This is a genomic window from Pseudoalteromonas sp. XI10 (genome assembly GCF_001469895.1).
In the GTDB taxonomy this organism is placed as follows: Bacteria; Pseudomonadota; Gammaproteobacteria; order Enterobacterales; family Alteromonadaceae; genus Pseudoalteromonas.
The window spans coordinates 56,713-69,465 of the sequence record NZ_LOPY01000039.1 but is presented as its reverse complement, the minus strand read 5'-3'; the positions used below and the strand labels follow the sequence as shown (position 1 = coordinate 69,465).

Annotated in this window: 10 protein-coding genes; 6 read left to right on the top strand and 4 right to left on the bottom strand. The window is 40.0% G+C overall.

Annotation, left to right across the window (positions count from 1 at the left end; translation table 11 throughout):
- The first annotated feature begins 85 nt into the window (after positions 1–85).
- The 6 genes from AUR67_RS08775 (at position 86) to AUR67_RS08750 (ending at position 6,722) form a co-directional block, all read left to right on the top strand.
- Positions 86–1,732: an electron transfer flavoprotein-ubiquinone oxidoreductase gene (locus AUR67_RS08775; protein ID WP_058584977.1), complete on the top strand. Its 1,647-nt coding sequence runs from the start codon at positions 86–88 to the stop codon at positions 1,730–1,732.
- Between the two features lie 103 nt (positions 1,733–1,835).
- On the top strand, positions 1,836–2,300 hold the full coding sequence (locus AUR67_RS08770; protein ID WP_054561436.1) for an acyl-CoA thioesterase: 465 nt from the start codon (positions 1,836–1,838) through the stop codon (positions 2,298–2,300).
- A gap of 231 nt (positions 2,301–2,531) precedes the next feature.
- Positions 2,532–3,104 (top strand): outer membrane beta-barrel protein, encoded by a 573-nt coding sequence (locus tag AUR67_RS08765; RefSeq protein WP_058584976.1) that lies wholly within the window; start codon positions 2,532–2,534, stop codon positions 3,102–3,104.
- A 99-nt stretch (positions 3,105–3,203) separates the two neighbouring features.
- Positions 3,204–3,908 carry a tRNA (N6-threonylcarbamoyladenosine(37)-N6)-methyltransferase TrmO gene (gene tsaA, locus AUR67_RS08760; RefSeq protein WP_058584975.1) on the top strand — a complete coding sequence of 235 codons (705 nt, stop codon included), beginning with the start codon at positions 3,204–3,206 and terminating at the stop codon, positions 3,906–3,908.
- A gap of 113 nt (positions 3,909–4,021) precedes the next feature.
- Positions 4,022–5,746: a proline--tRNA ligase gene (locus AUR67_RS08755; protein ID WP_058584974.1), complete on the top strand. Its 1,725-nt coding sequence runs from the start codon at positions 4,022–4,024 to the stop codon at positions 5,744–5,746.
- A gap of 142 nt (positions 5,747–5,888) precedes the next feature.
- Positions 5,889–6,722 (top strand): UDP-2,3-diacylglucosamine diphosphatase, encoded by an 834-nt coding sequence (locus AUR67_RS08750; protein ID WP_058584973.1) that lies wholly within the window; start codon positions 5,889–5,891, stop codon positions 6,720–6,722.
- Here AUR67_RS08750 and AUR67_RS08745 read toward each other — a convergent pair.
- From AUR67_RS08745 to AUR67_RS08730, 4 genes are all read right to left on the bottom strand, one after another.
- Complete coding sequence (locus AUR67_RS08745; RefSeq protein ID WP_058584972.1) at positions 6,719–9,757, bottom strand: ATP-binding protein; 3,039 nt, start codon at positions 9,755–9,757, stop codon at positions 6,719–6,721. The two genes, AUR67_RS08750 and AUR67_RS08745, sit on opposite strands and share 4 nt — an antisense overlap.
- 172 nt (positions 9,758–9,929) lie before the next feature.
- Entirely contained in the window at positions 9,930–11,138 is a 1,209-nt protein-coding gene (locus tag AUR67_RS08740) for an ABC transporter permease (protein ID WP_058584971.1), read from the bottom strand.
- Positions 11,131–11,919 carry an ABC transporter ATP-binding protein gene (locus AUR67_RS08735; protein ID WP_054561430.1) on the bottom strand — a complete coding sequence of 263 codons (789 nt, stop codon included), beginning with the start codon at positions 11,917–11,919 and terminating at the stop codon, positions 11,131–11,133. The genes AUR67_RS08740 and AUR67_RS08735 overlap by 8 nt, the downstream gene beginning before the upstream one ends.
- Positions 11,916–12,728 carry a DUF3025 domain-containing protein gene (locus AUR67_RS08730; RefSeq protein WP_058584970.1) on the bottom strand — a complete coding sequence of 271 codons (813 nt, stop codon included), beginning with the start codon at positions 12,726–12,728 and terminating at the stop codon, positions 11,916–11,918. Before AUR67_RS08730 ends, AUR67_RS08735 begins: the two co-directional genes overlap by 4 nt.
- Positions 12,729–12,753 lie beyond the last annotated feature (25 nt).

Here is a 12,753-nt window from a genome sequence, read left to right as displayed (position 1 = left end):
TAAAGTATTCACAGCCTGTAACGTTTCATTTGCAAGTATGAAATAAGGTTCTTTACAGCAGGTCCGTCACCGAGAAGAGGTTTATATGGTCGAACGCGAAACCATGGAATTTGATGTAGTCATCGTAGGCGCAGGCCCAGCAGGTTTATCAACTGCGATTAGATTGGCTCAACAAGCACAAGAAAAACAACAAGAATTAATGATCTGTGTGGTAGAAAAAGGCTCTGAGGTGGGCGCACACATTTTATCGGGTGCGGTTTTTGAAACCAAAGCGCTGGATGAATTATTACCTGATTGGCAGTCATTAGGCGCTCCAGTTACCACTAAAGTAACGCAAGATGATATTTACTGGTTCAATAACAGTGAAAAAGCCACCAGCATCCCCCACTTTGCTAGCCCTAAAACATTCCATAACGAAGGCAATTACATTGTCTCTATGGGTAATGTATGTCGCTTTTTAGCAGAGCAAGCGGAAAACTTAGGGGTAGAAATATTCCCTGGCTTTAGTGCTCACTCTTTAATTATTGAAGACGAAACAGTGAAAGGCATTATCACTGGCGATATGGGCCTTGATAAAGACGGCAACGAAAAAGATGGTTACATGCCGGGTATGGAGCTTAGAGCTAAATATACAGTATTTGCAGAAGGTTGCCGCGGTCATTTAGGTAAAGAGCTAATTAAACACTTTGCCCTTGATAAAGATGCGTCACCACAGCATTACGGTTTAGGTTTCAAAGAAATTTGGCAAATCGACCCGAGTAAACACAAAGAAGGCACAGTCGTACATGGCACAGGCTGGCCGTTAAGCGGTGATACCAGTGGTGGTGCGTTTATGTATCACAGCGACAACAATCAAGTTGTCGTAGGCTTAATTGTTGATCTTAACTATTCAAATCCACATTTGAGCCCGTTTGATGAATTTCAGCGCATGAAACATCACCCTGTCTTTAAAGATGTTTTAGAAGGCGGAGAACGTATAGCCTATGGTGCAAGAGCCATTGCCAAAGGTGGCCTGCGTTCATTACCGAAAATGCACTTCCCGGGTGGTTTACTTGTGGGTTGTGATGCCGGCACATTAAACTTTGCTAAGATCAAAGGTAACCACACAGCCATGAAATCAGGCATGGTTGCCGCTGATGTGATCGTAGCAGCTCTTAGCGACGGTAAAGAAAATGCCGATTTAGCTGAATATAAATCAGCTTTTGAACAAAGCTGGGCGTACAAAGAGCTCTATCAATCGCGTAACTTTGGCCCTGTTATGCACAAACTCGGTAAGTTCTTAGGTGGTGCTTATAACACCCTCGATCAAAACCTATTTGGTGGTAACTTACCATTTAACTTTGAAGACAACATGCCAGATCATGCCACATTAGTTGCAGCTGATCAGGCCGAAAAAATCGATTACCCGAAAGCAGACGGCAAGCTTAGCTTTGATAAACTTTCATCGGTGTTTTTATCAAATACCAATCATGAAGAATCGCAGCCATGCCATTTAAAGCTAAAAGATAACTCGATTCCAATTGCAGTGAATTTACCTAAATTCGATGAACCAGCACAACGCTACTGCCCTGCGGGAGTTTACGAAGTACAAGAAGTTGAAGGTGAAAAAGAGTTTGTGATCAACTCACAAAACTGTGTGCACTGTAAAACCTGCGACATAAAAGACCCTAGTCAAAATATTACTTGGGTAACACCTGAGGGAGCTGGCGGGCCAAACTATCCTAATATGTAACGCACGTTACTCATTTAATTAAAATTTATCCTAAATTGCAGGGGCTTCGGCCCCTTTTTTAGGCTATGCTGAAAATGTCGTGTTTTATAAAAGTGAGTAAAGTATGCCGTCTTCAAGTGTAACCTTTCGTTTTTTAGCTGAACCTACTGATGTCAATTTTGGCGGCAAGGTTCATGGTGGTGTGGTAATGAAGTGGATTGACCAAGCTGGTTACGCCTGTGCTGCAGGTTGGAGCGGTCATTACTGCGTTACTGTTTCTGTTGCGGGTGTAAAGTTTCAGCGCCCTATTTTGGTTGGCCAAATAGTCGAAGTGAAAGCCAGTATCGCTCACACAGGTAAAACCAGCATGCAAATCTTTATTCAAGTACGCTGCGGCGACCCTAAAACCCAAAACCTAGTTGAAACCAATCATTGTGTTATTAGTTTTATAGCGATGGATGAAGCAGGCTACCCAATCGAAGTGCCTTCATATACAGCCGTAACTGACGAAGAAAAGAAAATTGAAAACTATGCGATTAAAATGAAAGAGATCGCGATAGAAACAGAAACCCTATTACAAAAAGCATAAAACTAAACCGATTTAAAAACTGCACCTAGTAACTTCTACAGAGCACCCTGAAATTGTTACGACTGCCAAACTGAATGCCTGATTACAGTTTCAACAAACTGCACAAAAAACCACTTAATAAAGCCTAAAAACAATACTTTAGGCTTTATTTTTGTGTTGGCATTGCCGTTGCAATACTCCTTGTGAATGACGCGAAACATTCGTTTATTTATTTTATAAAGGAGCTATTAAATGATTAAAGCAATTTCACTTTCTGCACTTTCTTTAGCACTACTAGGTTTTAATAATGCTGCACATGCAGATATTACCGAAATGGATTCTCCGCGTATTTATACCGGTATCGGCTACGGCCAATATTCTTTTGAGTTTGAAGACAGTGAAAATGACACTGACTTCGATGACGATTCACAAATGCTAAAAGGTTATATTGGTACTCAGTTTAACAAGTACTTAAGCCTTGAACTTGCTTATCAAAATTTTGATGAAGTAAGCGATATCGATTCTAAAGCTGAAATTGACGGTGTTTCATTAGCAGCACGCTTAGCAGCCCCAATTACAGATAGCTTTTCTGTTTATGCCAAAGGTGGTTGGCTAGAGTGGGATGCTGAAATTGAGCAAGACCTAGGCGAGCTTGGCAGCGTTAGTGCTGATACAGATGGTGGTGATGTATTTTATGGTGCAGGTGTAGAATATGCCTTCACAACAAACATGCAAGTACGTTTAGAGTATGAGCGCTATAAATTAGAAGATGATATTGACCCAGATATGGATGTAGCGTCTGTATCATTCCAATACATGTTTTAATTTAGACTATACAGTCCAAATATTTAAAAGGCAGTCTCGACTGCCTTTTTTTACGTTTGCATGTAAAATGTCGGCAGATTTTCTTAACAACAATGCACAATGAGCGAATACCAATTAACTGCCGTCGGCCATATTCAATCTCCTTATAAACAAAAGTTTGCCATACCTCGCCAACCTCGTTTAGTTCCTGAAGCTAAAGCAAAGCTGGTATTCAGCAGCGATTTTAATCGTGAAGAGTTTGTACGCGGCCTCGATGAATTTAGCCATATTTGGTTATTATTCAGATTTCATGAAACCGCAGATAAAGGCTATTCAGCAATGGTGAGACCCCCTCGCCTAGGCGGTAATGAACGTAAAGGTGTATTTGCAACACGTGCAACCTTTCGCCCAAATGCAATTGGCATGAGTGCTGTAAAATTAGAGGGTATCGAATATAAAAATGGTCAGTTAAGTTTATTGCTTTCAGGTATCGATTTACTCGATGGCACACCTATTTTAGACATTAAGCCATATTTGCCCTACTCAGACGCAATGACCGATGCCACCGCAGGCTTTGCCGATACCCGACCAGAAACCGATATGAGCGTTGAGTTTAGTGAAGAAGCCCTGGCGTTTATCGCAAAGCAAACTGAGCAACCTGAATTAAAAGCGTTTATCACCAATGTATTAAAGCAAGATCCTCGCCCTGCTTATAAAAAGCAACGTGACTCAGAACAAAGCTACGGCATGACCTTATATGATTTTAATATTAGGTGGTATGTTCAGGACAATCATAATACAGTGACCAGCATTGAAAAATGCTAGTTTTTAGCATATAGCGCTTTAGTGTCAGTGCTTCCACTGGTAAACTTAGCGCCTTGTTATTACTCAAACGTCTTGAGTAAACGATAATAATTTTAACACTACTTGGAATAGAGATGCGTACCAGTCAATATATACTCGCAACACTTAAAGAAACTCCGTCTGATGCAGAAATTGTTTCTCATCAATTAATGCTACGAGCAGGCATGATCCGCCGCGTTGCGTCGGGTTTGTATACATGGTTGCCCTCTGGTCTACGCGTACTTAAAAAAGTAGAAAACATCGTACGTGAAGAAATGGATAAAGCAGGCGCTATCGAAATGTTAATGCCTATTATCCAACCAGCTGATCTTTGGGAAGAGTCTGGTCGTTGGGAGCAATTTGGTCCTGAATTACTTCGTATTAATGACCGTCACAACCGCCCATTTGCACTTGGCCCAACACACGAAGAAGTGATCACTGATTTTGTACGTAAAGAAGTAAATTCTTATAAGCAATTACCGCTGACTCTTTACCAAGTACAAACAAAAGTACGTGACGAAGTTCGCCCTCGTTTTGGTGTAATGCGTGCTCGTGAATTTACGATGAAAGATGCTTACTCTTTTCACTTAAGTGATGAGTGTTTAGAGAAAACATACCAAGTAATGCACAAAGCATACTGCAACATCTTCGAGCGCCTTGGCCTTGATTACCGCCCTGTTATCGCTGATACAGGTTCAATTGGTGGTAGCGTGTCACATGAGTTCCATGTACTTGCAGAATCAGGCGAAGATGCAATCGCATTTAGTGATGCTAGTGATTATGCTGCAAATATCGAAAAAGCAGAAGCACTAGCACCGACTGAAGAGCGCCCAGCTGCAAGCAAAGAGCTAAAAGCGTTCCCAACCCCTGATGCTAAATCAATTGCTGAACTTAAAGAGCACTATGGTGTTAAACCTCATCGTGGCGTGAAAACATTAATCGTTTATGGCGCACCAGATGAAAACGAACAACGTGGTTTAGTTGCCCTTGTATTACGTGGTGACCATGATCTAAACGAGTTAAAAGCTGAGAAACACCCGCTTGTAGACTCACCGCTTGAAATGGCGAAAGAAGAAGACATCGTTGCTGCTATTGGTGCAAAACCTGGCTCTTTAGGCCCAGTCGGCCTATCAATGCCAATAATTGTTGACCGCACAGCTAACGTAATGGCTGATTTTGTAGCGGGTGCTAATAAAGATGGTGAACATTTCAGCGGTATCAACTGGGATCGCGATGTAGAAAACTACGAAGTGGCTGATATCCGTAATATCGTGGAAGGCGATCCAAGCCCGTGTGGCCAAGGTTCACTGCAAATTAAACGTGGTGTTGAAGTTGGCCATATTTTCCAACTTGGCACTAAGTACTCAGAAGCAATGAAAGCAGGCGTATTAAGTGAATCAGGTAAAAACCAAGTAATGACAATGGGTTGTTACGGCATTGGTGTATCACGTATCGTAGCTGCCGCTATTGAGCAAAACAACGACCAATACGGTATTAAATGGCCGCAACCTATCGCACCATTTGATTTAGCGATTGTACCTATGAACATGCATAAGTCTCATCGTATTCCTGATATTGCAGATAACCTTTACAAAGGTTTAAAAGATGCAGGTTTAGATGTGTTGTTTGATGACCGTAAAGAGCGCCCTGGCGTTATGTTTAACGACATGGAGTTGTTAGGTGTGCCTTTCACGCTGGTTATTGGTGAGCGTAACCTTGATGAAAATAAGGTTGAGCTTAAAAACCGTCGTACTGGTGAAAAGCTAATGCTTGATTTAGATAGTGCCGCTTCCGAAATTGCCGCACTTGTTAAAGGCTAATTAAGTCAACTCAACAAAATATAAAAAACCGCTTCGGCGGTTTTTTTGTATTTATTAATTGTCATAGATGTTTCGCTAAAGCGTCTTTTAACTGTCATTGATTCTGCCTAGCATTTACTTTATTACACCATGAGTAAATGCCATGAATAACACCACTTGCAGTAGTAAAACCCACTATCCTGCCGTTTGGATTTCCGACGTTCACTTAGGTTATAAAGACTGCCAAGCGCAGTATTTACTAGACTTTTTAAATGCGATTGAATGCGATGTTCTGTATTTGGTCGGTGATATTGTCGATTTATGGTCGATGAAACGACAGTTCTTTTGGCACCCCAGTCATTATGATGTATTAGCGCTTATTCAACAAAAAGCGAAAGATGGCACTCGAGTGATCTATATACCGGGTAACCACGACGAAACCTTTCGCCATTATGCCAATGATTCATTATTCGGTATTGAAGTACATAAACAATATATCCATACCACAAAAGCCAACAAACGGTTTTTACTGTTGCATGGCGACGATTTTGATTCAGCAACCCGCTACAACAAATTAATCAGTATTGCGGGCGATGCAGGATACGACTTTTTACTTTTTTTAAATCGTTGGACTAATCGCATTCGCCGTTTATTTGGCGGTAATTATTGGTCATTGGCCTCTTGGATAAAAGCGCGAGTTCATAAAGCACGTGAAGCAATTGACGCATTTGAAAAAGCGGCAATCCACGAAGCAAAAAAACAAGCCGTCGATGGCATCATTTGTGGGCATATTCATCACCCAGCCGTTAAAGTGGTTGATGGAATTTTGTATTGCAATGATGGCGACTGGATTGAGAGCTGCACTGCATTAGTTGAAAACAGCTCTGGCCGTATTGAGTTATTGCACTGGAGTGAAACACAAAAAGTGATTCACTCTGCTGATATTAGTACATTAACGCCTAAACCTGCATTTAATAAAGACTGTGATGCCGCTTAAGTCTTCAGCCACATTGAGAGCTTTTTACGCAATGTGGCTTGTTTAATTGGCTTGGTGATATAGTCGTTCATGCCAACACTAAGGCATTTCTCTCTATCCCCAGCCATCGCGCTTGCAGTCATAGCGATGATCACCACATCTTGGTATTTCTCACCTGTTTTGCCCTGCCTGATTGCTTTGGTACAGTCATACCCATTTAAGTTTGGCATTTGGCAATCCATTAAGATCAGATCAAATTGAGTTTCGCTGTTATTCAATACCTCAATTGCTTCAAGACCATCGCTGGCTGATTCAATATGGACATGACTATCTCTTAAAATCGCTTTGCTCACCTCAATATTAATCATGTTATCGTCGACGATAAGCACTGAACGAGATGTTAAATCAAGCTCAATAATTTCTTTAGTATCTGTATTCTTACGCTCAATAACAGAGTCATTATCATTAAATAAAACCGCGAGTTTATAGGCTAATTCATCTGGAGTGACAGGTTTTGCAATAACGGCACAATTACTCGGTAATGTTTCTTTTTGTTTAAGTGATGCCATAACACCTAAAATTAATATACAGGTGTCGGGGTATCTATTTGCAAAACTCAACACATTGTTTAGTTCTGGGTGTTTATGATCAATGATTAGTAAGTCTAACTCATTGAAAACATTTTCAGGTATATCACTTAATCGAGAAACTTTCGATGGCTGAGGCTGACAAGATTTCTCTAATTGGGTTTCAATGTTCTGACCAAGCAGATCATATAAAACTGCACAACCAACGTGTTTGTTATTCAAAGCCGTAATCGCACCCTGCTCTTTTAATGAGCCACTGAGTGACACTATGATGCTTGCCCAAAAGCGGCTTCCTTTACCTTTTTCACTCTCAACGATAATATCACCGCCCATCAATTGAGCGAGTTTTCGACTAATTGAAAGCCCTAAACCACTGCCACCATAATGGCGTGTTGTGCTTGAGTCCTCTTGGGTAAACACTTCAAACAATTTACTTTGGTTTTCTTTCGAAATACCAATGCCTGTATCTTCGACAACAAAGCTTAGGCAAAGCGACTTATCTGTATGCAGCTGCTCCTTAACCGTTAAACTTACATGGCCTTTATGAGTAAACTTAAATGCATTACTGAGTAAATTATTGAGAATTTGTTTTAAGCGGTGGCTATCTCCCATTACAGTACGATTAGTAATAGCATGCGCATCGAACAGGATTTCAATACCTTTTTTCTGACCTTGAACGGCCATTGATGTTATTAAATCACTGCACACTGAAACAACATCAAACTCGTGACTATCTAAATCAAGTTTACCAGCTTCAATCTTTGAAAAATCAAGAATGTCATTGATCAGTGTCATCAATGAGTTAGCGCTGGTATTTGCGTAGTGTAAGTATTGCATTTGCTGAGTAGATAATGGCTCTTCTTCAAGCATTTCGAGCATGCCAAGCACACCATTCATCGGAGTGCGGATTTCATGGGAGATATTAGCAACAAATTCACTTTTAGCTTTACTGGCAGCTAATGCTTCTTCGGTGGCCTTTTCGAGCTCGGCTGTGCGGCTTTTCACTTTTTCTTCTAGTGTCACATTAAGCTTTTCTAGTTGATGTTGAGCGCACTTAAGTGAATCAATATTGCGTAGTATTGCCGCTATTTGATATTGCTGTTTTGCTGCATCAAAAACAGGTGTCATGGTAATCGAGAAATAATGTGTGCTTTGCTCGCTGATGTGAACCGCCTCAAACGAGCACCGCTGCCCTTCTTTAATGGCTTGTGCAATCCCTTGAAAATCTTCATCGTTATAATTAAACAAGGTATCAAAATGGGTGGTTTGCTCTGTTATACCAAAAAACGTCTTTGCCGTTTCATTGGCATTACAAATAACACCATCTGGCTGAACCATAATAATGGCATCTGTTGAGTCTTCAATAATTTTACTGTTCTTTTCTTTTAGGAAGCTCAGCTCAATTTTTCTGTTGATGTCACGTTGATAAATTATAAATAACATCAGCACGACTAAAATGATTAAGCATAAAATGCCAATAAACCTTAATCGCTTTTGATGTATTTCATTCAGCAATGTATCGGTATTTATTGAGACAGCCAGTGTCAGCGGCTGCATATGTACACCATTTTTAAACTCAATAATTTTATCTATATATAGTTTTTCAGGCAGGTTTACTACGTCAAAAAAATCAACTGAACTAATTTTGAGGTCGGCACTAAATTCCTCTGACCAATAATGTGGATCATCGAACTCAAAACTAAAACGGTATGACTCCTTTGGATGATAGATAAATTGTTGTTGAGCATTTAACAGATAAACAGAAAATTTATCTGATGATTTGCTTGTTAGCTTGTTAATAAGATCTTCTGCATAATAATTGAGGATAAGAACAGCAAAGGGCTTACCTTCGTTATCTTTCACCAGCTTCGCAATCCGGTATGTGCTGGTATAAGGCTGTTGTAAACGACCATTCTCGCGGTTGTAGTTAATTGGTGATAAGTAGATTTGACCATTTTCAAGCTTTGCCGTAATTTGCATGTAATCACGTTGGCCTTTGCGTTGTAAGTTGTCCTCACTAATTCTAAAGACCTGTTTATTCACACTATCAACGCGTACAACCTCTTTGCCATTATCAGCAATGTAAATATAACGAGCCTGAGCTAAGTCTTTATCTGTTGTCATAAAACCAGTAAAGATTTTTGCTAGACGGTCTTTCCATGCCGAGATAGGCGTGCCTAAAACGGGATCTATATTTTGATCATTGGTAGCGCGCATAATTGCAAGCACTGGCGGCGTTGAATCTAAAAAGTTAAGTGCAGAAATATTCTCTCTTAAACTTGTTTTTAGTGCACTTTCTTTAGTATCGAGCTCTCTCTGCATCTGTTCATAGGTGCGGCTGAACACATCCTCTCTAAGGTCGTATTCATACTTTACAGTTACAAAAATAGCCAATAACAAGAGAATACAAAAAGCGAGTATTGGTAATTTATGACGTTGATAGAAATGCGCTGAATGTCCAGAATCCATTGAATCGAAAGCCTTCTTTTCTACTCTGCATTAGAGTATAGGAGAGAATAGTAATAAAAGCGGAGTATACAGAAAAATTATTAATTAATATGGATTAGCAGGCACTTAGATAAGCTCAGAAACAAATAAAGCACCAAAATGGTGCTTTATTATTAGGCAAAATCAGTATCTCTTATCTAAATAAGACATCTTCTTTATTGAACCATTTAACGCAAAACGCAAGTAATGCACCTGCCACAATGACTGTCGCTAAGAAAATTAAACCCACGAGTGTGTAATCAACTGTACCTTTAATAATTTCTTTGATTGCCAAAGCTACATTTGTAACAGGAATAAAAGCAGTTTTGCTCGTCAGTTCAACATTCGGCATCAAGGCAACCATAATTGGAAAAATTACACCCATGCTAAGTGGTGCCATGTAGTTTTGCGCTTCTTTAAAGGTTCGCGCATAAATTGAAATAGCCAACGCTAATGATGAGAAGATTGCAGCAATAGGTAATAACAACACAAAAATCAGGCCTAAATCTAATACGGTTAAAGAGCTAAATGCGTTTTTAACAACGGCTAAATCTACAAATGCAATGGCCACTGATATCCACACACCCATACTGAGTACGGTAATAGTGGTTGTCGCAATAGAAGAAGCAAGTAAAGTTACAAACTTACCTAACACAAGCTGTGTACGGGTGATTGGTGTAAGTAGAAGGGTTTCGAGCGTACCTCGCTCTTTTTCACCAGCTCCTAAATCAATCGCCGGATACGTTGCGCCCATCAATACCAGAGGAATAAGTAGATAAGGAATAAACCCACCAATTTTCTCACCAAGATTTTCACGTTTATCAGCAGTGTCGACCTTCACAACTTTAATAGGCTCGATAATGGCAGCTTGTTGCTCTTCTGATACACCAAAGCTTAATAGTTTGTTTGTACGCAGCGTATCGCCATATTCTTTTGCCAGTTCTTTTACACGGTCAAATAGGAAGTTAATTGCTTTTGCGTCGTTATACACAACTTGCCATTCGCTTTGTTTTGCATCATCTAACGTTTGCTTAGCGTCTGACGGTAAATAGATACCCATGTCTATGGTACCTGCTTTTACCGCTTTAGTGAGATCGTCTACCGTATTAAAGGTTTCGTCGCCTTTATATAAAGCAAAGCTCTTATGGTAAAACACCTTATCTGTAAAATCTTGCGCGTAATTACCATTGATAATAGCGTAAGTATGGACCTCTTGTTCTGCCTCTAACGCCGCTTGTGAACTGATAAATGCCATCACAGCAAATAACAGTGGGAAGATAGCAACCGGTAGTGCAACAACGAATATCAATGTTTTACGGTCACGTAATAGCTCTTTTAATTCCTTTTTAAATACTTCAAACATCACGGCTCTCCGTTAAAATATTCATAAACGCTTGGTTTAATTCTTCACTTTGACCTGTTTGTTTAAACTCATCTAAGGTGCCATCAAAGCAACTAATACCTTGGTTTATCACTGCAACACGGTCACAAAGTAAGGCTACTTCATCTAAATGGTGCGTTGAGAAAATAACTGGTGTGCCCTGCTCTTTAAGGCCGCGAATAAAGTTAATTACGGTTTGCGTAGTCATAATATCTAAACCAGTTGTCGGCTCATCAAGAATAACCACATCAGGATGATGAACAACAGCGCGAGCAATATTGGCTTTTTGCTTCATACCTGTTGAAAGGTTTTCGGCGCGTTTATCAATAAAGCTGTGCATATCAAGTAAGGTGAATAGTTCATCACAACGAGCGGCTACCGCTTTTTTACTCATGCCATGCAAACGGGCAAAGTATTCAACGTTTTCTTTAACTGTTAAACGCCCATATAAGCCGGTACTACCTGACAGAAATCCAATTGATTTGCGGCCAACCAATGGCTTTTTAACGATATCGTGACCAGAGATGGTAATACTGCCTTCATCTGGTTTTAAGGCAGTTGAAATCATTCTAAGGGTGGTTGTTTTACCGGCACCATTTGGGCCGAGTAAACCGAGTACTTCACCTTTGTTACATTGAAAGCTGACGTCTCTTACAGAATGAAAAAACTCTTTATCTTCACGGGGGTCTACGTTGTCCGTTTTATTTTTTTTATGATCTTTTGTTAGCTTAAACTTCTTTTTAAGCCCTGCCACTTCAATCATGTGCGTTTCCTTCGTTTCGGTCTAAAGTAATCAGTGTTACTGTAAAATTCTGGATTTTCATTGTCAGTCCACCATCCTGGTACGCCTAACAAGGGTAAGGGTGATAAGTTTTTATTATCACGCAAACAATCATCAAGCTTTATCATCTCATAAAGACGTTGATCTAGATACGCATATTGCTCGCTTAAATCTTTACAAAATATGTCATCAGGAACAATTACAAATATTGCTTTACCCGTTAAACCAATATACGGCTGAGTGAGCATTTCGTAGTTAGCATGACCAAACATAAATGGCCTAATGCTTTTACCCCAATGTTCACGTTGCTCTACAAAGGCTTGCTGCCATTGGTGGTCGCGTAATTGCTGCTGCCAGCTTTGCTCAGTAATTGCCAGCACCACACCGCATTCGTCAAATAAAGTAAGCGCATTTCGGTGTTTACTACGCTCTTTTAGACCATGCAGTTTAATTTCTTCGATATGCTGATGATTAATCAGCGCTTTGGTTTTTGGGAATAAACACCAAATAAAGCCACCAAAAAGGTCATGCCAATTTTGTTGTCTTGTTGGTACTTGCCCTGTCTCAAATATGATTTGCTCATAATAACGGGTTTCATCAGCAAACTTTTCATCTTCAACAAAGGTTATGGCTTTGCCCTGTGTAGTTTTCGCATTTAGATATTGATTAAACCACTGGCAAGATGGCCAATCTGACAGTTTATCTAAATTAAATAGCGTCGCTAGGTCACTAAAAGCACCCGTTGTGAGGTATTGTGTTGACCATTGCTCGGGAGCAGTAAATCGTTTCATTGCTTATTTTTTAACTTCTTGATGT